This is a genomic window from Paraburkholderia kururiensis JCM 10599 = LMG 19447 (genome assembly GCF_003986935.1).
Lineage (GTDB): Bacteria > Pseudomonadota > Gammaproteobacteria > Burkholderiales > Burkholderiaceae > Paraburkholderia > Paraburkholderia kururiensis.
Genome location: NZ_RJZE01000003.1, coordinates 91,798 through 112,785 on the forward strand (window position 1 = coordinate 91,798; position 20,988 = coordinate 112,785).

Consider the following 20,988-nt stretch of genomic DNA (forward strand, 5'->3'; position numbering starts at 1 on the left):
TCATGGTTGCATCAAGTGAACATTCTCAGGCGGCCGCCCAACCCGGGCAAGCAGCCTCGGACGCCGCCCGCGCACACGGAATGACGACGCACATTGCGCAGTACGTCGTAACGGCCCGCGAGCAGCGCGCGAACGAGCCTGCAAGGCAAGCCGCCTTCCGCTGCATCCTCGACCTGTTGAGCGCGGCTGCGGCGGGTCTTCACGAGCGAGGCGTCGTGGCGGTGCGCGGCATGGCGCTCGACACCTTCGGCGCGGGGCGATCGTCGATCTGGTTCGCGGGACTGGCCGGGTCCGCTATCGGCGCGGCGTGGGCCAATAGCGCCGCGGCGTCCGTGCTCGACCTCGACGACGGCCACCGTCTCGCACGCGGCCATCCTGGCGCAGCCGTGATCCCGACCGCCTTCGCCGTTGCCGAGGAAACCGGCGCCACCCTGGAAGAACTCATTAGCGCCATCGTCATCGGCTACGAGGTCGGCGTGACGATCGGCGCGGCACGCCTCACGTATGGGAACACGGGCACGTGGTCCGCCTACGCTGTCGTTGCCACGGCCGCGGCGTTGCGCAAGACGCCGCGTGCCGTACTCGAGCATGCACTCGCCATTGCGGGAGAAAGCGCGCCAAACCAGGCGTTCGCGAGTGCCCCTGCGCCTCGCACGACGAACCCGGAGGGAAGCGACGTCAAGGAGGGCATCCCCTGGTCGGTGGTCACCGGTCTCATGGCGCTCGGCTTGGCCCAGGCCGGACATACCGGGCCGCGCAATATTCTCGACAGCGCCCGTCATTTCCGCTTTCCCGACGCGTTCCGTGCGGGCGAGGCCGCGCACATCCGCAACGTCTACTTCAAGCTCTATGCGTGCTGCCGCCACGTGCATGCACCGGTCGATGCCCTGTTGGCGCTGATCAGCCGACACGGCCTCGACATGCGCAGCGTCGACGCCATCGAGGTCGCGACTCATAGCGGCGCGCTGCGCATCCTGAATACGCCACGTCCGGCGAATCTCGTCGAAATTCAATACAGCATTCCCTACTGCCTCGCCATCGCGGCGATAGCGGGCCCGTCGGCATTGCTGCCTCTCACGCACGAGCAGCTGTTTCGGGAGGACATCAGCGCGTTGGCGGAAAAGGTGACGCTGCGCCTCGCCCCCGAACTCGATGCCTGCTTTCCGGCGCAGACGTTGGCTCGCGTCACGGTGACGAGCGCAGGGCGACGCGTCACCTCCGATGTCACCGCCCCGCGCGGGGAAGCGACGAAAGCCCTCACCTGGGCCGAGCTGGAGGCCAAATTCCGCGCAGCGACAAGACTGATCTCCACCGAAGAACAGCAAAGCCGGCTGCTCGATGCCGTCGATGCGCTGGCTTCCGGCGACCTGGACGGCCTGCTGGCGTGCCTCGGTACGTTGGTGTTCGACCATGCGCCATCGGACGCACCGACGGATGCCCCGGCAGCTGGCGCCCGGTAGGCTGCGAAGCGACCGCGCCGTCCCTTCATCACCCCTTCATCGCCCACCGTGCGGTGAACGGCAAGGGTGCGGAATCTCGCGTTGCAGGCGCCGTCGCCTTCGATGCATCATCCTGAACTTCAGCACTGGCTGCGATAAATCGATCCCATAGGGTGATGGCATGAAGCGTCAGGTGAATCTGCGACAGATCGAAGCGTTCAAGGCGGTCATCGAACAGGGCACAGTCAGCCGCGCCGCCGAGATTCTCTATATCTCCCAACCCGCAGTCAGCAAGATGCTGACCCACCTGGAAGACGACTCCGGCCTGACCTTGTTCGATCGCGTACGCGGCAAGCTCGCGCCGACGCGCCAGGGAATGCGTTTGTACGGCGAGATCGACCGCATCTTCGCCGGCCTGCGGCAGCTCGAGCAGGCTATCGACTCGATTCGCCGCGACGAGCAGCGCCATTTGACCGTGGGCACCCTGCCCGCGCTGGCCGGCTCGTTCATACGCCGGGTCTCGCTCAATTTCCTGAAAACGCACCCGGACGTCACGTTGGCCATCCACTCGCGCAGCTCGCAGATCGTGACCGAATGGCTCGTGACCCGCCAGCTCGATCTTGGCCTCGTGAACGGTCTGGTGGACAACACCTACATCGCGCGTGAACCACTGATGGAACATGCGCTCGTCTGTGCGCTGCCACCCTCGCATCCGCTGTGCAAAAAGAAGGTGATTCGCCCGCGCGATCTGGACAACGTCCCGTTCGTCACGTTCTTTTTCATGAGCCAGACGCGCCAGCTGGTGGAAACGGTTTTCGAGGAGCACAACGTCCACCTGAACGTCGTGCTCGAAACCGACAATGCGCCGAGCGTATGCGAGTTCGTCGCCTCCGGCCTTGGCGTCTCATTGATTCATCCGCTGTTCGGCGGCGGCATGCAGGACCGCATCGTGCTGCGCCGCTTCGAACCGGAGGTGCATTTTCGTTTCCAGCTGTGCCGCATGCCGGCGTCGCAGAATTCGAGTCTGGTCGAGGCGTTCTTCCACGAAGTACGGCAGGTGGCCGACGAAGTCTTTCACGAGACGTTGAATGCGTGAGTCCTGCGGCAACCGCGCCGTCACGAATTCGCAGGCTTGGCGAGGCCAAGCTTTTCCATCGCCTCGTGCGCATCGATCACCATCGTCGCAATCTCGCCCACGGTGATGCGCAGGCTCGTGGCACGCGCGCGCATATGTTCGTACGCTTCGTTTTCGCCGAGCCGTTGCGAATCCATCAGCAGGCGCACGGCCTTCTCGATGTGCCGGCGAGCCTTGATGGCTTCCTCCAGCTTGCCGATCTTGCTGTGCAGCCGCTGCTGGTAGCCCGACGAGGCGCGTGCGAGCACCAGCGTGCTGAGAATGCCGGTGGAGCGATACGGTTTCGTGATGACGCCATGCGCCTGGGTGTCCACCAGCATCTTCAGCGCGGTCGGGTTCTCGTAGTCCGACAGCGCGACGAGCGTCGCGCTGCTATCCGCCGCGCACCAGTTGCCCGCACTGCGAAGCTCGGGACCGACGAGAAAGAAGATGACGTCCGTATCGGCCGGCAGGCGCGCGGGGAACGGCCAGATCACGCGCACCGGGCAGCCGATGCGGCGCAGTTGCTCTTCCAGCACGCTGCGGTCGTCCCCCGGTGGATGAATGACCGTGACCCGCAGCGAACGCAGGTCGTCGAACAGGCGCCGTGCGCTGCCGCTCATGCCGTTTCCCCATCGAGCCAGAATTCGCCGAAGCCGTAGGCGGTCAGATACGGGTCGGGCTTGACCACGCCACGGCTTTCCCACACCACGTCGAACGCGCCGTCCGGCCGGCAGACGGCGATGCGCGGCGTCAGGATCGCATGGTTGTTGGCGGGGTCGATCTTCAACGGACCTTCCGGCGAGTCGAATTCCACCTCATGAATCGCTTCGACCAGCTTTGCCGTGTCGAGGCTGCGGGTCTGTTTCAAGGCCGCCGCGAAGAGCTGCACCTGGTTGTACGCCATCTCCGACCACATGCTGGCGGGCCGGTCGCCGAAGCGCGCTCGCCACGACGTCAAGAAACGCCGGTTACTGTCGTTGTCGAGCGTGTTCAGATAAGTGGCCGAGACGATGTGGCCACCGCACAGCGCGGGGCCGATCATGCGCGTTTCGCCCTCGGTCATCGTCAGGCTCGCAATCGGCATGCGCGCGGGGTCGAGCCCGTGCTCGCGGTACAGCGCGTAGAACGCCCGCGCCGAGCGGCCGATCAGCGTGGAGAAGACCACGTCCGGTTCGACCGCCCGAATGTCGCGCAGCACGCGTTCGAGCGAGGCGGCATCCGCGTCGCTCGGCAGATAGATCTCTTCGACAATTTCGCCGCCGTGATCTTCCACGATGTCGCGCATGATCCGGTTCGACTCGCGCGGATAGATGTAGTCCGCGCCGATCAGGAAGAAACGCCGGCCCACGTGGCGCAGCAGCCACGCGGCAAGCTGCATGCTGTTCTGGTTCGGCACCGCGCCGGTATAGATGACGTTCGGCGAATACTCGAACCCTTCGTAGATCGAGCAATACCAGAGCAGCGCGTTATTGCGCTCGATCACCGGCAGCACCGCCTTGCGGCTCGACGACGTGGAGCAGCCGAAGATCACGTTGACGTCGTCCTCCTGCAGCATGCGGGTGGCGAGCCGGCGGTATTCGTCGGCGTCGCTCTTCGGGTCGTACACGACCGGGTCGAGCAGCCGCCCGTCGATGCCGCCCGTCGCGTTGATCTCTTCGATGGCGAGCGCGGTGCCGAAAAAGTGCTCGGACTCCGTCGCTGCGGTGATGCCGGTTCGCGAATAGAGCACGCCGATGCGCCAGCTTTCGTCGTGGCCTGCCCGCGGCGGCTCGCCGCCCGATGGGTCCGGCGCATGCTTCGCCGCGTCGTCGCGTGTGACCGCCCCGCGGGCGGCGCCGATGGAAGCACTCACGGCGCCACCTTGCCCGCGCTCGCCATCGCCTGCTCGACGAAGGCCGCTGCGGCGAGCGTCTGCGCGTCGTCCCACGGCCGGCCGATCACCTGCACACCGACCGGTGCGCCGTTGCTGCCACGCAGACCCGGCACGTTCACGCACGGACACCCGAGCAGCGTCCAGTTGCGGTTGAACGCGGGGTCGCCGGTCGTGCCCAGGCCCTCGGGCGCTTCGTCGGGCGCGCTCGGCGTGAGGAGTGCCGTCACGCCGTCGAACAGGTCGTCGAGCCGGCCCTGCGCCCGGTGCATCTGCGCGCGGGCGTTCGAGTAAGCCACGACGTCCACCGTGCCGGCACGCTCCAGAAACTCGCCGAGCAGCGCGGAGAGCGCAGCGCGATGGTGGTCGTACTCATAGCCGAGCGTCTGCCATGCTTCATAGCTCTGGATCACGCCGTGCGCGGCCACCAGTTCCGCCATCCACGCCTCGAAGCGCACTGGCCTGACACTGCCGCCTGCCTGCTCGACCGCGCGGATCGCGGTGTCCATGGCCGCCACAGCGTTCGCCGACGGCGCGGTCCACGGGTAGTCGACAGGCACGCCGAACACGGGCCGCTGCGGCCCGGCCGCGACCGACAGCTCGCGCCCGGACAGCGCCTGCCCAAGAAACGCGACGTCGCGTACGCCGGCCGCGAACAGCCCCACCGTATCGAACGACCACGAGAAGCACTTCATGCCCACGGTGGGCAGCATGCCGAAGGTCGGCTTGTAGCCGGCGATGCCGCAGAAGGAGGCCGGCCGGATGGTGGAGCCACCGGTTTGCGAGCCGATGGCGAATGGCGCGATGCCGGCCGCCACCGCCGCCGCGGAGCCCGACGACGAACCGCCCGGCGTGCGCGCGAGGTCGGCTGGATTGCGCGTATCGGTGGGCGCCATGTACGCGAATTCGGTGGTCGCGGCCTTGCCGAGCACCACGGCGCCAGCGCGGCGCAGCAAGGTCACGATCACCGCGTCCGCAGCCGGCCGATGGCCTGCGTAGATCGGCGAACCGTAACTTGTCGGCAGATCGGCGGTGTCGAAGATGTCTTTCACCACGACCGGCAGGCCGGCCAGCGGCCCGCGCGCAGCCGCCGCGCAGGCCAGCGCCTCTTCGCGGCCGAGCACGGCGGTCATCGCGCGCAGGTCGGCGTCCACCGCTTCGATGCGCGCGAGCGCTTCCAGCACCGCACCGCCCCGTTCTTCCGGTGTGTCGCCGCTGCGCTCGCGCAGCGCAAGGCCGGACACCGGCCGATAAAGCATGTCTGCATTCATGTTCGAAGCACTCTCCTGGGTGTCGCTCATACGCGCAGATGATCGAAGATCGATGCCGCGGCGGCGGCATCTTTCGCGTCGCCGTGGTCGATAATCTCGCCCTGCTTGAGGATCGCATAGCGGTCCGCGACCCGCAACGCGAAGGGCACGTGCTGCTCGATCAGCAGCACCGTCGTGCCATGGCGGCTACGCTCCCACAACAGCGCTTCGGCAACGCGGTCGATTACCGAAGGCTGCAGGCCCTCCGTAATCTCGTCGAGCAGCATCATCGACGGTCGCGTCATCAGCGCCCGCGCCACCAGCAGCATCTTTTGCTCGCCGCCGGACAGCGTGCCGGCATGCTGCTTCAGGCGGCTCTTGAACACGGGAAACAGCGGTTCGAGGTCCGCGAAGCGTTCGTCGAACACGGAGACGTCCGGCAGCCCCAGCCGCAGGTTGTCGCGAATCGACAGATCCTGAAACAGGGCATGCTCCTGCGGCGCATACGCGATGCCCGCGCGCGCGATGCGGTGCGGCGGCAGTCGCGTGACGTCGAGACCGTTCACGTGGATGGAGCCGCCCTGCTTCGGCAGGTAGCCCATGATGGTCTTCAGCAGCGTGGTCTTGCCCATGCCGTTCTTGCCGAGCAGCGCAACCGCCTCGCCGGCCGCCACGCTCATCGACAGACCGCGCAGTACGACGGACGCCTTGTACCCGCTCGTCACGCCGCGCAGCTCCAATGCGTTTGCGCTCATGCTGCCTCCCCGCCCGCGGCGGCGATGCCGTCCGCCTGTGGCTGCGCCGTACCGGCATAGATGGTGCGCACCAGCTCCGAATGCACGACTTCGTCGAAGCTGCCTTCCATCACGATGCGCCCCTGGTGCAGCACGACGATGCGCGTGGCGATCTCCGCGACGAAATCCAGGTCGTGTTCGACCAGCAGACAGCACAACCGGTACCGATGCGCCAGCGCGGCAAGCACGTTGCCGATCTGCGTGCGTTCGGTCTTGGTGAGACCCGCCGTGGGTTCGTCGAGCAACACGATGCGCGGCTCCAGCGCGAGCACCATCGCCAGTTCCAGCGCCTGTTGCTCGCCGTGCGAGAGGTCTTTCGCCACGGCCGCCAGTTTCTGGTCGAGGCCCGTGGCGCGCACCACGTCGAGCGCGTAAGGCGGCAGCGCCAGCGAGTCCGACACGCGCAGCAGCGAAGGCCGCTCGAGCAGCGTGCCCGCGATCCGCAGGCATTCGGCGACCGTCAGCGTGTCGAAGATGTTCGCGTTCTGGAATTTGCGGCCCAGGCCGAAACGCACGCAGCGGTCCGCAGGCAAGCGCCGGATGTCATGGCCGCACAGCGCGACTTCGCCTGCCGAGCGCTCCGCGCCGTCGCTCATGCAGCGCATCAGCGTGGTCTTGCCCGCACCGTTCGGCCCGATCAGCCCGACCAGCTCGCCTGCCTGTGCGCTCAGATCGATGCCCTGCAGAACCTTGAGGCTGCCGAAATGCCGCGCCACGCCCTGCATGCGCAAGGCCATGCCGGACTCGTCCCGCGTGCCGGCATCGTCGCGCACGGGCCGCTCGACCAGGGTGGGCACCCGGCGCGTGGTGGCGAAGCCGCGCAACGGACGCATCAGCAACGGCACGAGCCCTTGCGGCAGCAGCACGATCACCGTGACGAACGCCGCACCCAGGATCAATTGCCACGCGAACGGCAGACTGCCGCTGAGATAGGACGTCACAACGTTGATCAAGAGCGCGCCGGCCACCGGCCCCCACAACGTGCCGCGCCCACCCAGCGCCACCCAGATGATCAGTTGCGTGCCGAGCACGAAGCCGGTCAGCTCGGGCGCAACGACGCCGCTGAACGAGCCGTAGCCGAAGCCTGCCATGCCCGCGACCACCGCCGTCACGATCAGCAGCACGATCTTGACGCGCGACGTGTCGATGCCGAGATACGAGCAGCGCGATTCGTTGTCGCGAATCGCCATGAGCACCCGGCCGCCGTCGCTGCGCACGAACACCCACCCGACCGTCGCCACGATGGCGAGACCCGCGCCCGCGATCCAGTACCAGGCCTGCAGCGAGAGGTCGAAGGTCTGATAGCCCGTCAGGCCGGAACTCGAGCCGGTCCATTGGCCGCCCGACAGCACGAGTTGCGACAGCACGATCGGCAGCACCAGCGACATGACGGTTGCGAAAAACGGCGACGCGCCCCGGTAGAACGAGAGCCAGCCGAGCAGCGCTGCCACCGTCGCGCTGGCCGCCACGGCCACCAGCAGCGCGAGCAGCACAAAGCCGGGCGAGAAGCCGCCATGCGTGAACACCACGCCGGCGGCATACGCGCCAATGCCGAAGAACGCCGACTGCCCGAACGTCAGATAACCCGTGTAGCCCCAGAGAATGTCCACCGTCACCGCGACGATCGAAAAGAAGAACGCCTGGATCAGCACATTCAGCAGATACGTGCCGAACACCAGCGGACCCGCCGCGAGCAGCACCAGCGCCACCGCGGCCAACGGCAGCGCGCGGCGCACCAGCGGCATGCCCAACCCCACCGGCCGGAGCGGACGCGGCATCGCGTCGTGGCCGGCGCGGCGCTGCGAAAGATTGCCCTTAGCCATGCGAGAACCCCCTCGGCCGGATACGCAGCGTGAACGCCGCCAGCACGGCGATGGTCAGTCCGCCGAGCACCGGACTCACGAAGGTGCTGACGAGCACCTGGCACGCACCGAACACCAGACAGGTGAGCAGCAGGCTCGTCATCGAATAGCCGGACACCATCACGAGCATGAACGCGTTGACGAGATACGGCAGCCCCATATCGGGATCGACGCTGGACAGCGGTGTAATCAGCATGCCCGCGAGCGAGCCGAGCGCCGCGCCAAGACTGAAGGTAATGAAGCGGATGCGGCCGGAATGAATGCCGAGGCCGCGCGCCAGATCCTCGTTCATGATGACCGCGCGCGTCTTCACGCCGAAGCGGGTGCCCGACAGCAACGCGACGAGCGCCGCGCAGAGCGCGAGCGCCACCGGCACCAGCAGCAGGCGATACGCCGAATAGTCCGTGCCCGCCACGGACACGGCCCCTTTCAGCGGCGACTCGACGAACTGCACCTCGCGCCCGAAACCCATCACGATGAGCTGGCCGATCACGATGCCGAGCCCCCACGTCGCGAGAATCGCATCGAGCGGGCGCCTGTAAAGCGGCCGCACGATCACCCGTTCAACGAGCATGCCGGCCGCGACCCCGACGACGAGCGCAAGCGGCACGCCAAGCCAGGGGTTTAGCTTGAGTTGCGTGACGACGAAGCTCGCATATGCGCCCATCGTCAGCAGCGCGCCGTGCGCGAAATTGACGATCTTCATCACGCCGAAAATCACCATCAACCCGGCCGTCACGATGAACAGCACCGCTGCCGTGGTCAGGATATCGAGTACCAGAACCATGCCTGCCTCCGCTCGCACGCGTGCGCCTGCCGTTGCAACGGCGGGCGCACGGAGCGCGTTGAATCGCTACTTGATGTTCGGGCACTGCTCTTGCGGATCGACGCTCGGGAAGGTCTGCAGGATCTTCACCGACCCGTCGGGCTGAATCTGGCCGAGACGCATCGCGAGCGGCGTATGGCGGCTGCGGTTCATGCTCACCGGCCCGCGCGGTCCGTCGAACGACACGGTGCCGAGCGCCGCGATCACCTTCGAGGCGTCGGTCGAGCCCGCCTTTTCGACCGCGCTCTTGTACAGATAGAACGCCTCGTATTGCGGTTCGGACAGCTCGTTCGGCGTCTTCATGTCGTTGCCGAAGCGCTTGTGCAGCGCGGCCATGAACTTCTTGTTGCCCGGGTTATCGATACCCGTCAGGTACGAAGCCGACATGTAGATGCCCGTGGCCACATCGCCCATGCTCTTCGCCGTGCCCTCGTCGATTGCCAGGTTGCCGTACGGCAGATCCAGCCCCGAGCCCTTCAACTGCTTCGCGAGCGACACGTTCGGCGCGCCGCCCGCCGTTGCGCTGATGAGCGCATCGGGATGCGCTGCGCGGATCTTCGAGAGGATCGGCGTCCAGTCGGTGCCGTCGATGGGCAGGAACTCCTCGCCGATCACCTTGCCGCCGTGCTGCACGATGTACTTCGAGGTGAAGTCGAGCATACCGCGGCCGAAAGCGTAGTCGTTGCCCACGAGGAAGAAGTTCTTCGCGCCCTTCGTTTTCATGAAGTAGTCGACGACCGGCGCCACCTGCTGGTCGGGCACCCAGCCGTTCACGTACATCCACGGGCTGCACGAGCGGCCTTCGTAGAACGACGTGTAGATGAACGGCTTCTTGCCGCGCGCAACGATGGGCAGCGCCGCGTTGCGCGCCGCGCTCGTTTCCATCGAGATCACGGCGTCGACGTTCTTCTGGAACACCAGCGTGTCGTAGGCCTTTTGCGCACCGACGGCGCCGGACGCGTCGTCGGCAATATCGAGTTCGACCTTGCGCCCGAGGATGCCGCCCGCGGCATTGATCTCGTCGACGGCAAGCTGCGACGACTGCACCACGGCAGGCGCCACCACGCTGTTCGCGCCGGACAGACCGACGGCAACGCCGATCTTGATGGGCTCGGCGGCCCACGCGCCGGCACAGACGATGGAAGCGACGGCCGCCAGAACGGCTCCGGCCGCCATGCGATGCTTAAATGGGTTCATGCGATCTCCTTCAGGTGTGGTCGAGGTACTGCAAAAGGGAATTGCAAAAGGCAATTGCGGAAGGGAACGGCGAAAGGAACGACGCAACGGCACGGGCATTGCCGGCTCAGCCCGCATCGCGCGGTGGCGAGCCGGTGCCGGCAACCAGCTCATACACGTCGGTGCGGCGGTCGCGCAGCACGTGATTGAGCGGGCCGAGCGAACGTCCGGCGCGAATGCGCTCGAGATCGATCGGCGCGTAGAGGATCGCTTCGCGGTCGTGGCTCGCGGGGCCCGCGAGCGGCAAGCCGTTGCCGCCCACGATCAGGCTCTGGCCGAGGAATGGCTGTCCGCGCTCGGTGCCGATCCGGTCCGCGCACGCAATCATCAGCCCGTTGCTGTGCGCGGCGGCCATCGCGAGGGTTGTGGCGAGGGCGGGCTCGTCGGGCCGCTGCCCCGGCATCGGCACCCAGTTGGTCGGCACGCAGACCAGATCGACGCCCTGCGCGGACGCTAGCCGGTAGACCTCCGGAAACCAGCCGTCATAGCAGATCGCGATGGCAAGCCTCCCGAAGGGAGTGTCGAACACCGGCAAGCCGAGGTTGCCGGGCTCGAAGAAGCGCTTCTCGTCGTTCCACAGATGCAGCTTGCGATAGCGGCCGATCAGGCCGGCCGGTCCGACGAACACAGCGGAGTTGTAGAGATGCTCGCCTTCGCGCTCGGCAATCCCGGCGACGAGATAGATGCCGAGGCGCCGCGCGGCGTCGCACCAGAGGCGCAGCGTGTCGCTCTCGTCGAAGGCTTCGGCGAGCGCCGCCGCTTCGGCGCGATCGGCAAAGACATAGCCGGTGTTGACGAGTTCGGGCAGCACCATGAGCGACGCCCCGTGCGCGGCGGCGGTTTCCATCCGCTCGACGGTGCGCGCAACGTTGTCGCGCTTCTCGCCGACGCGAGGTTCCATCTGGATGCAAGCCACGACCGGCAGGCCGGGACGTGCATCCGGGGTGTTGCGTGAGTCGATTGCCAAGTTCGTTCTCCAAAAGCAAAAAGCCCCCGAACTGGCGTTGAACGCAAGTTCGGGGGCTACGTAGCCGTCCATGTGTCGCGCGGCATCGTTGCCGCGGGTTGCCGCCGCTAAGGGCCCGCAACCAGTGATGCGAATTTAGGAAGCCAGTTTTCTGCTGTCAACCTATTTTCAAAATACCGGGAAAAACACGAAGCAACCCGGCACCGAATCCCCGCGCCGGATTCGCCCCGCCAGACCGATCAGCTGCGATGCGTGCCCTGAACGACGCGATCCTTCTGGCCTGCCCGGCGGCTCAGGCAAACCCGACGGGGGCGTGCTCGCGCTGCGCGCCGTCGGCCAGCCTGAATATCGCCACGACCTGCTTCAGGCCGGCTGCCTGTTCCCTGAGCGACTGCGCAGCGGCAGCGGCCTGCTCGACGAGGGCCGCGTTCTGTTGCGTGACCGTGTCCATTTCGTTGACGGCCAGATTGACCTGTTCGATGCCTCGCGCCTGTTCCTCGGATGCGCTCGCAATCTCGCTGACAATGTCCGAGACCCGCTTGATCGCCTCCTTGACCTGCCCGATGGTCTCGCCCACGTCTTCCGCCTGCTTTTCGCCGGCCTGAATCATCGCGACCGAGGTGCCGATCAGTTCCTTGATCTCCCTCGCCGCATTGGCCGACCGTTGGGCGAGGCTGCGTACCTCGCTTGCCACCACGGCGAATCCACGGCCCTGCTCGCCTGCGCGCGCCGCTTCGACAGCCGCATTCAAGGCCAGAATGTTGGTCTGGAATGCGATGCCTTCAATCACGCCGGTGATCTCGGAAATCTTGCTGGAGCTGCCGCTGATACGGGAAATCGTTCGAACCATGCCGAGCACCGCATCGTTGCCGGCGTTGGCCACCTCTGAAGCGCTCGCGGCCAGCACGTTGGCCTGCCGGGCGTTGTCCGTGTTCTGCCTCACGGTCTCGGTCAACTGCGTCATGCTCGCCGCCGTTTCCTCCAGCGAACTGGCCTGTTCCTCCGTGCGCGAAGACAGATCGTCGTTGCCGGCGGCTATCTCGTCGGACGCCGTTGCGATATTGTCGGTGCTGGTTCTGACCTGGGCCACGATGCGCGACAGACTCCGGTTCATGGTTTCCAGACTTCGCATCAGACGGCCCGTCTCGTCCGTGGACGCCACTTCCATGCGCGCCGTCAGATCGCCCTGAGCCACGCATGTCGCAAGCGACACGGCGCGTTGCAGCGGACGCGAAACAGCGCGTGCAAGCCAGGTTCCCGCGAAGATGGCCGCCATCAGGGCAAGCGCCGACGTCACGAATATCGTCACGTACATTTTCGTACGCAGCGATTCGAGTTCCCCCTGACGCGTCTTCATCAGCGCCCGCTCATAAGCATCCAGCCTGTCGATAGACGCGATCAGTTTCTCCGTGCCCAGGTAAGCGCCGAATCCTTCTGTCATGTCCGAAAGATCGCTTACGTTGGTCGCGAACTCATCCACCTTCTTTCGCATGGCCACAAGGGGATTGACGACGGTCTGCAACCACGCGTCGTATTGTTCCTGGCACGCCGCAGCAAGCGTCGCACCCTGCGCCGAGCCGTCTATGGCGCGCAGCGCAGCGAGCCTCGTGCCGAAATCGCCGCCGTGCTTGACGATCCATTCCCGGTGCCCCGCTTTACCGTTCAGGTTGTTCGCCAGAACGGCCCATACGATGTTCAGGTAATCCGCAGTGCCATCCTTGAGCAGGAGAAGAATCGCCTCTGATTTCGCGATCTCCTTTTGCCTGAGGTCGATCGACCGGATACTGGAAATGCAGACCAGCGCGCTGATACCAAACATCAGGACGATGCTCGCAAACGCGACACCAATCTTTCCGGCAATGGGGAGGTTCTTGATTGTTCTCATGATGGTCATCGTAAAGACGCGCCATACAGCCCCACGGAAGACCGTATAGCGGCGTGCAGAAAGCGGCAGCGCGGCGCGCCCTACACCGCACCGCGCACGTGTTCCCCGGCCTGGGCCCGTTCGTGGGCCTGCTGCAAAAGCCGCCCGGCAATCGCGGCGACGCGCGCCACGTGCGCCGTTGCCGCATCGCGGGCGCGTATCGCGTCGCGGCAACGAATTGCGTCGAGTATCTGGTTCATCTCTTCCACGGCTTGACGGCCGCGGTCGTCAGAGGCAATGGTCATCGCGCGCAAACGGTTGACGCGCGCATTCAAGGTCTGGGCAATTTCCCAGGCGACCTTCTTGCCGCCGCCCTCGAACATCTGCTCGTAGAAACGCGTCGTGAGTTCGCGGACCGCCGCATGCTCGTGCGCCTCGAATGCCCGCTGGATGTCTGCGATGCAGGCGGCCAGACGCGACACCACGCCGTCGTCCGCGGACCGTGCGCACGCCATCGCCGCGTCGCCCTCCAGCAGTGCGCGGATCTCGTAGATCTGGGCGGCTGTTTGCGCATCGAGCACCGCGACGATCGGCCCCTGGTTCGGAATCGAGTCCACGAGCCCTTCCGCCTCCAGGTGCCGCAACACCTCTCGCACCACGGTCCGGCTCACGCCCAGTTCCTCGCACAACGTGCGCTCGACAAGCCGCTCGCCTGGCGCGAAATGCGCATCGAGAATCGCCGTGCGCATCTTGTCCAGCGCGAGCTCACGCAACGTTGTCGTATTGCGTTCGACCTTCAGCGAGACAAGCGTGCCGCTCATCGTCGTCATGCCTGCGCAAAGAGGCGCACGTCGCGCGCATCCCAATCGACCAGCGCTTCGGTCCCGATCACGAGGCCGCTGTCGTGGCGATGGGCCGCCGGCATGCGAATGGAAATCTCCTGCTGCCAGGGCGTCGCGACCGCGTAATGCATGGCGTCGCCCAGATAGGTGATGTCGCGCACCGTGACGGGCAGCCCCGCCGTGCCATGGGCTTCCTGCAGCGCGCGAATGCGCATCTGCTCCGGCCGGATCATCAGCGTGCCGTCGTCCCCGGCCGCCAGCACCGAAGCGAGGTGCGCAGCCGTCACCGCATGGCCATTCGGAAACACGCCGTTCATGCCGCGTTCGTTGTTGGACATCACGCGCACCGGCAGGAAATTCGAGTTGCCGATGAAGCTCGCAACGAAGCGCGAAGCAGGGTTCGCATAGAGCTCTTCGCCTGTACCGACCTGCTCGATGCGCCCTTTGTTGAACACTGCAATGCGATCCGACAGACGCAACGCCTCTTCCTGGTCGTGCGTCACGTAGAGAATCGTGACGCCGGTCTCCTGATGGATGCGGCGCAGTTCGAGCTGAATTTCCTCGCGCAGCTTCTTGTCGAGCGCCGAAAGCGGCTCGTCCATCAGCAGCACGGGCGGGTCGTAGGCCAGCGCGCGCGCAATCGCGACGCGCTGCTGCTGGCCGCCCGAGAGTTGCGCCGGCATGCGGTCGCGGCAGTCGGAAAGATGCACGAGCTTGAGCATCTGCTCGACCTTCGCCTGCACCTCGCGGTCGGAACGGCGGCGCACGCGCAGCGGAAACGCCACGTTCTCGCCCACCGTGAGATGCGGAAACAGCGTGTAGCGCTGGAACACCATGCCGATGTTGCGCTTGTTCGGCGCCACCGAAAGCAGCGGCTTGCCGTCGAGCAGCACGCGTCCCTCGCTCGGCTCCTGAAAGCCCGCCACGATGTACAGCGTCGTGCTCTTGCCCGAACCCGACGGCCCGAGGAACGTCATGAATTCGCCCTTGCGAACGTCCAGTGACACATGGTCGATGGCGACGACGTCGTCGTACGTTTTACGCAAGCGCTGGATTTGCAGGAATGCGGCAGTCATGGCTCATGCACCTCCTTATCGGGCGCGGCGCAATACTGCGCCCGCCAACATCAATACGGTCGTCAAGCCGACGAGCAACGAAGACGCTGCCGCGACGACAGGCGTCAAATCTTGCCGCAGCGTGGTCCAGATTCGCACCGGCAGCGTCTGCAACGTGGGGCTCGCCATGAAGATCGAGATGACCACTTCGTCCCACGACGCGAGGAACGAGAAGATCGCGGCAGCAAAAAGCCCGAGCCTGATGGCGGGCAGCGTCACGCGCAGCTTCACTTCGAGCGGCGACGCGCCGCAAATCAGCGCGGCGTCTTCCAGCGCGGTGTCGAAGCTCACGAGCGAATTGCTGATGGAAATGATCGAGAACGGCAACGCGATGATGAGATGGCCGATCACGAAGCCCACCATCGTGCCGTTCAGGCCGATACGCAGCGTGAACGCATACAGCGCGACAGCCAGCACGACGACGGGCAGCACCATCGGCGTGAGGAAAAACGCCTGTACGGCGCCGCGCCCGCGAAACTTGCCGCGCACGAGAGCGAGCGAAGCAAGAAAACCGATCACGACGGAAAGCACCGTCACGATTGCCGCAAGCTGCGCGCTCGTCAGCAGCGAGTTGAGCCAGCCGGCGTCGGTGAAGAGCTGCCGATACCATTGCAGCGTCCAGCCAGGCGGCGGAAAGATCAGCCATTGCGAATCGCCGAACGACAACGCGACGATAAACACAATAGGCAGCAGCAGGAACACGGCGACGGCAGCGCCCACCGCCAGCAGCAGCCAGCGCACTGCGCCGAGGCGATCGAAGTCGAGCAACATGTCAGCGCCCTCCCGGATTCGTGCGCCCACCGCTCGTGAAGCGCAGCTGCAACGCGTACAGCGAAAGGGTCACGGCGAGCAGCACGAATGCGGCGGCGCCCGCGAGCCCCCAGTTCAAGAGTTCCTGCACGAGCTGCGCGATCAGTTCGGCCAGCATCATGTACGACGGTCCGCCGAGCAGCGCCGGCGTGACGAAGTAGCCGAGCGCCATGACGAACACCATCAACGCACCGGACGCGACGCCCGGCAGCGCGAGAGGCACCAGCACGCGCCAGAACGCCTGCCAGCGGCTTGCGCCGCAAATCGCCGCCGCGCGCAGCGTGGACGGATCGATGCTGCGCAGCGTCGCATGCAGCGGCATGACGAGAAACGGCAGCATGATGTACGTCATGCCGATCGTCACGCCGACGAGGTTGTTCACCAGGGCGAGCGGCTCGCGGATCAACCCGAGCGCCATGAGCACACGGTTGATGGGACCTGTGGCCTGCAGCAGCACCATCCATGCGAACGTGCGCGCAAGCAGATTGGTCCACATCGAGAGCAGCAGGATCGCGAACAGCACGGAGCTGAGCTTGCGCGGCGCGACGGCCAGCAACCACGCAGTGGGGAAGCCGATTGCAACGGTGGCCACCGTCACGACGGTCGCCACGAGGAACGTATTGCCGAACACCCGCAGATACGTCGTGGATCCGAGCAGCTGCGTGTAGTTGTGCAGACCCGGCGTCGGTTCGAGCACGCTGCGCAGCAGCAGCGAAAGCACCGGCAGCAGAAAGAAAACCGCGAGCAGCAGCAAGGCCGGCGCGAGCAGGCGAAAGCTGCGCCAATCGCGCCGCCGGCGCGAAGACGTTGCGGGCGGCTGGGCGACGGTACTCAAGACGTTAGGCATGGTGACTCCCAATCACACTGTGCGGCGCCCGCTGCGGGGCGCCGGGGTCATGCTTGCTTCATGCTTGCTTCATGCTCACTTCGACTGCCACGCATACCAGCGCTTCGCGATCTCGTCGCGATGCTCGGCCCAATACTTCATGTCGAGGTCGATCTGCGACGACTTGTACTGGTCGGGAAGCGTCTTCGCGACCGCAGCGGGCATCAGTGCCGGCGCTTTCACGTTGATCGGCGCATAGCCCGTATCCGCGGCAAATTTCGCCTGCGCCTGGGCGCTCGTTGCGGCGGCGAGATACTTCATTGCCTCGTCGCGATGTTTCGCGCCCTTCGGGATCACCAGCAAGTCGGCCGCGGTCAGGTTCTGATTCCACGAAATGCCCACCGGTACGCCGGTCTGTTCGAGCGCATGCAGTCGACCGTTCCAGAACATGCCGATGGGCGCCTCGCCCGATGCAAGCAGCTGCTGCGATTGCGCGCCGCCGCTCCACCAGACGATGTCGCTCTTGATGGTGTCGAGCTTCTTGAATGCACGGTCGAGATCGAGCGGATAGAGTTTGTTGGCCGGCACGCCGTCGGCGAGCAGCGCCAGTTCGAGCACGCCCGGCGCGGACCACTTGTACAGCGTGCGCTTGCCGGGGAAACGCTTCGTGTCGAACAGGTCGGTCCATGTCGAGGGTTGCGCACCCGTGTACTTCGCCTTGTTGTAGCCGAGCACGAACGAGTAGTAGAAGCTGCCCACGGCGGCAGGCGACGTGAAGCGCGGATCGAGTTCGTCCTTCTTGACGACGGAGAAGTCGATCGGCTCGATCAACCCCGCCTTCTGTGCGGCGTACGCGAAGTCGCCTTCCACGTCGACGACGTCCCAGGTCACGTTGCCGCTTTCGACCATGGCCTTCAACTTGCCGTAGTCGGTCGGGCCGTCCATCAGCACGTTGATGCCCGTTGCCTTGGTGAAGGGCTGCGCCCAGTCCTTGTCCTGCGAAGACTGCGTCGTGCCGCCCCAGCTCGTGAATACGATCGGCTCGGCCGCCGTAGCGCTTGCGGTTGCGAAGGCGGCCGCGCATGCCGTGATCAGCGCTGCCGTTTGAAAGACGTTCCTGCTGTTCATGTTGGTCTCCTGCCTCAGGCAGTTATCAATCGTGGAGTGGGGACATCCGTGAATTACGTGGCCTTCATCCGAGCGGCGAGAAAGGCGCGGGCTTCATGATCTTGCTTTCCATTTCTTCCATCAGCGCCTGAATCTTCGGCGCAAAGGACTGCCAGGCCGGGTCTGCGGCAAGTTGCGCGCGGCGCCGTTCGCGCTCGTCCAGACTCGGGTAAGCCCAGATGTGAACGATCTGGTTCAGCGGACCGATTTCCGAATAGAAATAGCCGATCAACTGGCCCAGATACCGCTTCTGCAACCCAATGCCCTCTTCCTCCACGAGCTTCAGATACGCGGGCACGGCGCCCGTCTTGATGCGATAGGTGCGGACTTCGTAGAACATGGCGGCTCTCTCTTGAACGCTTGAATGCTTCAACGCATGACGAACGGGTCTGCAATAGGCTCGTCCGACGTGCGAATCCATACCGACTTCGTGCGCGTGTAGTCGAGCACCGCTTCGAGGCCGCCTTCGCGCCCGAGGCCGCTCAGACCATAGCCGCCGAACGGCACGATCGGCGACACGGCGCGATACGTGTTGACCCACACGATGCCCGCGCGCAATGCACGCGTGAGCCGATGCGCGCGCGTGAGGTCCCGCGTGAACACGCCTGAGGCGAGGCCATAACGAGTGTCGTTCGCAAGCGCAATGGCGTCGGCCTCGGTGTCGAATGCGACGACGCTGAGCACCGGGCCAAATAGCTCCTCCGTCACACACGGCACGTGCGCGTGCGGACAATCGACGATGGTCGGCAGGAAGTAGTGGCCGGTAGTCATGCCGTCCGGCTGCGCGCCGCCCGCCACGACGCGGCCGCCGGCTTCCACGCTCGCGCCCAGTACCTGCCGGATGTGGTCGAGCTGACGGCGGGTGGCGAGCGGCCCCATCTCCGTGGCCTCGTCCTGCGGGTCACCAATGCGGATGGCGCCCGCCCGCGCGATCAGACGCTCGACCAGCACGTCGTGAATGCCGCGCTGCACGAGCAGCCTGGAACCGGCCACACAGCTTTGCCCCGTGGCCGCGAAGATGCCGGCCACCACGGCGTTACATGCGCTGTCGAGATCGGCGTCGTCGAACACGAGCACGGGCGACTTGCCGCCCAGTTCGAGCGACGTCGCAGCGAGGTTCTCCGCGGAATTGCGCACCACGTGTCGCGCGGTGTGCGGACCACCCGTGAACGCGATGCGCGAGACGAGCGGATGGCTCGTCAGCGTGCGTCCGCATTCGTTGCCGAAGCCCGTCACGATATTGACCACGCCCTGCGGAAAACCGGCTTCGTGAACGAGTCGCGCGAATTCCAGCAGCGGCGCCGGGCCGTCTTCGGAAGCCTTGAGCACCACAGTGCAGCCGGCCGCGAGCGCCGGCCCGATTTTCACCGCCGACAGGAACAGCTGCGAGTTCCACGGAACGACCGCGGCGACGACACCCACCGGCTCGCGTCGCAGCGTCACTTCCATGTCCGGTTTGTCGACGGGCAGCCACGCCCCCTGGATCTTGTCGGCCACGCCCGCGTAATAGCGGTAGTACTCGGCGACGTAGCCAATCTGGCTGCGCGTCTCGCGAATGATCTTGCCGGTGTCCCGGGTTTCCAGTTCGGCAAGACGCGGCGCATGCTGCTCGATCAAGCCGGCGAGCCGGTACAGGAGCTTGCCGCGCGCGCTCGCGGTGAGATCGGCCCATGCGGAGCCTGTGAGCGCCCGATGCGCCGCGCACACGGCGCGGTCCACGTCCTGCGCACTCGCCGCGGGCATCTGCGCCCATACGCTGCCAGACGACGGATCGATGCTGTCGAAATGCTCTGCGGCGTCTTCGAAGGCGCCGTCGATGTACTGCTGGAACCGTTGCAACATGGTCAAGCCGCTCCATTCATGAAGTTGGCTTAGAGGCTGAGGGGCTCAGGGACTCAGGGACTTCGCGTCAGCGCACGCCGAACGCGGGCATCACCTCGGAGATGAACAGCTCGAGCGACTTGCGCTTGCGCTCGAAGCTCATGTGGCTGTCGAGCCAGAAGCTGTACTGGTCGTAGCCCAGTTCCTCGTAGTGCTTGAGCCGCCCGATGACGTCCTTCGGCTCGCCGATCACGAGGTTCTTGCGAATCGCCTCGCGCGAATACTGCGGGAACATCTCGACGTCGGCATCCGTGAGCGGCTCCATGAAGCCCTGCGTGACGGGGCGTTCGTTCTTGAACCACTTGGAGAAGCACCGGTAGAAGTCCGCCAGGTCTTCAACGGCCGCGTCCACCTCGGCTGCATTGGCCCCGACGAACGTGTGCATCAGCATCATCACCTGCGGACGCGGCACGTCCGGATGCGCGGCACAGGCGGCATTGAAGCGCTCCATCAGGCTCACGACTTCGGCGTCGCCCGCGGCGAGCGACGTCACCTGCACGTTGCAGCCGTTGGCCACCGCGAACGCGTGCGAGTTCGGATCGCGTGCGGCGAGCCACATGGGCGGATGCGGCTGCTGGATGGGGCGCGGCACCGGCGTCGTCGCGGGAAACGACCAGAATTCGCCCTGATGCGCGTAGTCGCCCTCGAACAGCTTGCGCAAGGCCGGCACGAGTTCGCGCATGCGAGCGCCGGCGCTCATCGCGTCGAGCCCTGGCAACAGGCGCTCGTACTCGAACGAATACGCGCCGCGTGCCACGCCCAGATCGAGCCGGCCGTTGCTCGCCACGTCGACCATGCCGGCTTCGCCTGCAAGTGCGATGGGATGCCAGAACGGCGCGATGACGGTGCCGGTGCCGAGCCGGATGCGCTCGGTCTTCGCGGCGAGATACGACAGATTCACGAACGGATTGGGCGCGATGGTGAACTCCATCGCGTGGTGCTCGCCGATCCAGGCGGTCTCGAATCCGCCGCGTTCGGCAAGCTGCACGAGTTCGGTCATCTCGTCGAACAGTTCGCGATGCGACGTCTTTGTGTCGTACCGCTCCATGTGCAGGAACAACGAAAATTTCATGATGTTTGGCTCCGACAGGCCGGCTGCCCGGCAGCGTTTCGTGCGCGTCA

19 protein-coding genes are annotated in these 20,988 nt (G+C 65.6%); 2 read left to right on the plus strand and 17 right to left on the minus strand.

Annotated elements, in window-relative coordinates; translation table 11 throughout:
- The first annotated feature begins 80 nt into the window (after positions 1-80).
- A complete protein-coding gene (locus PKKP23_RS04435) occupies positions 81-1,460 on the plus strand; it encodes an MmgE/PrpD family protein (RefSeq protein ID WP_126875951.1) in 1,380 nt (459 codons plus the stop codon).
- A 160-nt stretch (positions 1,461-1,620) separates the two neighbouring features.
- Complete coding sequence (locus PKKP23_RS04440) at positions 1,621-2,535, plus strand: LysR substrate-binding domain-containing protein (protein WP_126875952.1); 915 nt, start codon at positions 1,621-1,623, stop codon at positions 2,533-2,535.
- 20 nt (positions 2,536-2,555) lie between these two features.
- Here the strand turns inward: PKKP23_RS04440 and PKKP23_RS04445 are convergent, their stop codons facing one another.
- The 17 genes from PKKP23_RS04445 to PKKP23_RS04525 form a co-directional block, all read right to left on the minus strand.
- Complete coding sequence (locus tag PKKP23_RS04445; protein ID WP_126875953.1) at positions 2,556-3,176, minus strand: ANTAR domain-containing response regulator; 621 nt, start codon at positions 3,174-3,176, stop codon at positions 2,556-2,558.
- Positions 3,173-4,291 (minus strand): transporter substrate-binding domain-containing protein, encoded by a 1,119-nt coding sequence (locus tag PKKP23_RS04450; RefSeq protein ID WP_126876115.1) that lies wholly within the window; start codon positions 4,289-4,291, stop codon positions 3,173-3,175. The genes PKKP23_RS04445 and PKKP23_RS04450 overlap by 4 nt, the downstream gene beginning before the upstream one ends.
- A gap of 113 nt (positions 4,292-4,404) precedes the next feature.
- Entirely contained in the window at positions 4,405-5,697 is a 1,293-nt protein-coding gene (locus PKKP23_RS04455) for an amidase (RefSeq protein ID WP_126875954.1), read from the minus strand.
- Positions 5,698-5,723: 26 nt separating this feature from the next.
- Complete coding sequence (locus PKKP23_RS04460; protein ID WP_017773530.1) at positions 5,724-6,431, minus strand: branched-chain amino acid ABC transporter ATP-binding protein; 708 nt, start codon at positions 6,429-6,431, stop codon at positions 5,724-5,726.
- On the minus strand, positions 6,428-8,293 hold the full coding sequence (locus PKKP23_RS04465) for an ABC transporter permease subunit (protein WP_126875955.1): 1,866 nt from the start codon (positions 8,291-8,293) through the stop codon (positions 6,428-6,430). The genes PKKP23_RS04460 and PKKP23_RS04465 overlap by 4 nt, the downstream gene beginning before the upstream one ends.
- Positions 8,286-9,119, minus strand: coding sequence for a branched-chain amino acid ABC transporter permease (locus PKKP23_RS04470; protein WP_017773528.1), 834 nt, complete (start codon positions 9,117-9,119; stop codon positions 8,286-8,288). Before PKKP23_RS04470 ends, PKKP23_RS04465 begins: the two co-directional genes overlap by 8 nt.
- 66 nt (positions 9,120-9,185) lie before the next feature.
- Entirely contained in the window at positions 9,186-10,355 is a 1,170-nt protein-coding gene (locus PKKP23_RS04475) for a substrate-binding protein (RefSeq protein ID WP_017773527.1), read from the minus strand.
- 106 nt (positions 10,356-10,461) lie between these two features.
- A complete protein-coding gene (locus PKKP23_RS04480; RefSeq protein WP_275094555.1) occupies positions 10,462-11,433 on the minus strand; it encodes a nitrilase family protein in 972 nt (323 codons plus the stop codon).
- Positions 11,434-11,653: 220 nt separating this feature from the next.
- Complete coding sequence (locus PKKP23_RS34805; RefSeq protein ID WP_275094556.1) at positions 11,654-13,246, minus strand: methyl-accepting chemotaxis protein; 1,593 nt, start codon at positions 13,244-13,246, stop codon at positions 11,654-11,656.
- Between the two features lie 80 nt (positions 13,247-13,326).
- On the minus strand, positions 13,327-14,046 hold the full coding sequence (locus PKKP23_RS04490; protein WP_126875956.1) for a GntR family transcriptional regulator: 720 nt from the start codon (positions 14,044-14,046) through the stop codon (positions 13,327-13,329).
- A 5-nt stretch (positions 14,047-14,051) separates the two neighbouring features.
- Positions 14,052-15,143, minus strand: coding sequence for an ABC transporter ATP-binding protein (locus tag PKKP23_RS04495; RefSeq protein WP_126875957.1), 1,092 nt, complete (start codon positions 15,141-15,143; stop codon positions 14,052-14,054).
- A gap of 15 nt (positions 15,144-15,158) precedes the next feature.
- Positions 15,159-15,953, minus strand: a complete 795-nt coding sequence (locus tag PKKP23_RS04500) for an ABC transporter permease (RefSeq protein ID WP_017773522.1) — start codon at positions 15,951-15,953, stop codon at positions 15,159-15,161.
- 1 nt (position 15,954) lies between these two features.
- Positions 15,955-16,839, minus strand: a complete 885-nt coding sequence (locus PKKP23_RS04505; protein WP_126875958.1) for an ABC transporter permease — start codon at positions 16,837-16,839, stop codon at positions 15,955-15,957.
- A 75-nt stretch (positions 16,840-16,914) separates the two neighbouring features.
- Entirely contained in the window at positions 16,915-17,946 is a 1,032-nt protein-coding gene (locus PKKP23_RS04510; protein ID WP_126875959.1) for an ABC transporter substrate-binding protein, read from the minus strand.
- Between the two features lie 64 nt (positions 17,947-18,010).
- Entirely contained in the window at positions 18,011-18,325 is a 315-nt protein-coding gene (locus PKKP23_RS04515) for an NIPSNAP family protein (protein WP_017773519.1), read from the minus strand.
- A gap of 29 nt (positions 18,326-18,354) precedes the next feature.
- Positions 18,355-19,827 carry an aldehyde dehydrogenase gene (locus tag PKKP23_RS04520; protein WP_126875960.1) on the minus strand — a complete coding sequence of 491 codons (1,473 nt, stop codon included), beginning with the start codon at positions 19,825-19,827 and terminating at the stop codon, positions 18,355-18,357.
- Positions 19,828-19,894: 67 nt separating this feature from the next.
- Positions 19,895-20,938 (minus strand): LLM class flavin-dependent oxidoreductase, encoded by a 1,044-nt coding sequence (locus PKKP23_RS04525; RefSeq protein ID WP_126875961.1) that lies wholly within the window; start codon positions 20,936-20,938, stop codon positions 19,895-19,897.
- Positions 20,939-20,988 lie beyond the last annotated feature (50 nt).

Bases quoted from the DNA above. Each gene is read 5' to 3' on its own strand.
- PKKP23_RS04525 (WP_126875961.1), bottom strand. From the start codon at position 20,938: ATGAAATTTTCGTTGTTCCTGCACATGGAGCGGTACGACACAAAGACG.
- PKKP23_RS04460 (WP_017773530.1), bottom strand. From the start codon at position 6,431: ATGAGCGCAAACGCATTGGAGCTGCGCGGCGTGACGAGCGGGTACAAG.
- PKKP23_RS04500 (WP_017773522.1), bottom strand. From the start codon at position 15,953: ATGTTGCTCGACTTCGATCGCCTCGGCGCAGTGCGCTGGCTGCTGCTG.
- PKKP23_RS04445 (WP_126875953.1), bottom strand. From the start codon at position 3,176: ATGAGCGGCAGCGCACGGCGCCTGTTCGACGACCTGCGTTCGCTGCGG.
- PKKP23_RS04440 (WP_126875952.1), top strand. From the start codon at position 1,621: ATGAAGCGTCAGGTGAATCTGCGACAGATCGAAGCGTTCAAGGCGGTC.
- PKKP23_RS04480 (WP_275094555.1), bottom strand. From the start codon at position 11,433: ATGGACGGCTACGTAGCCCCCGAACTTGCGTTCAACGCCAGTTCGGGG.
- PKKP23_RS04455 (WP_126875954.1), bottom strand. From the start codon at position 5,697: ATGAATGCAGACATGCTTTATCGGCCGGTGTCCGGCCTTGCGCTGCGC.
- PKKP23_RS04505 (WP_126875958.1), bottom strand. From the start codon at position 16,839: ATGCCTAACGTCTTGAGTACCGTCGCCCAGCCGCCCGCAACGTCTTCG.
- PKKP23_RS04510 (WP_126875959.1), bottom strand. From the start codon at position 17,946: ATGAACAGCAGGAACGTCTTTCAAACGGCAGCGCTGATCACGGCATGC.
- PKKP23_RS04495 (WP_126875957.1), bottom strand. From the start codon at position 15,143: ATGACTGCCGCATTCCTGCAAATCCAGCGCTTGCGTAAAACGTACGAC.
- PKKP23_RS34805 (WP_275094556.1), bottom strand. From the start codon at position 13,246: ATGAGAACAATCAAGAACCTCCCCATTGCCGGAAAGATTGGTGTCGCG.
- PKKP23_RS04520 (WP_126875960.1), bottom strand. From the start codon at position 19,827: ATGTTGCAACGGTTCCAGCAGTACATCGACGGCGCCTTCGAAGACGCC.
- PKKP23_RS04470 (WP_017773528.1), bottom strand. From the start codon at position 9,119: ATGGTTCTGGTACTCGATATCCTGACCACGGCAGCGGTGCTGTTCATC.
- PKKP23_RS04490 (WP_126875956.1), bottom strand. From the start codon at position 14,046: ATGAGCGGCACGCTTGTCTCGCTGAAGGTCGAACGCAATACGACAACG.
- PKKP23_RS04465 (WP_126875955.1), bottom strand. From the start codon at position 8,293: ATGGCTAAGGGCAATCTTTCGCAGCGCCGCGCCGGCCACGACGCGATG.
- PKKP23_RS04435 (WP_126875951.1), top strand. From the start codon at position 81: ATGACGACGCACATTGCGCAGTACGTCGTAACGGCCCGCGAGCAGCGC.
- PKKP23_RS04475 (WP_017773527.1), bottom strand. From the start codon at position 10,355: ATGAACCCATTTAAGCATCGCATGGCGGCCGGAGCCGTTCTGGCGGCC.
- PKKP23_RS04515 (WP_017773519.1), bottom strand. From the start codon at position 18,325: ATGTTCTACGAAGTCCGCACCTATCGCATCAAGACGGGCGCCGTGCCC.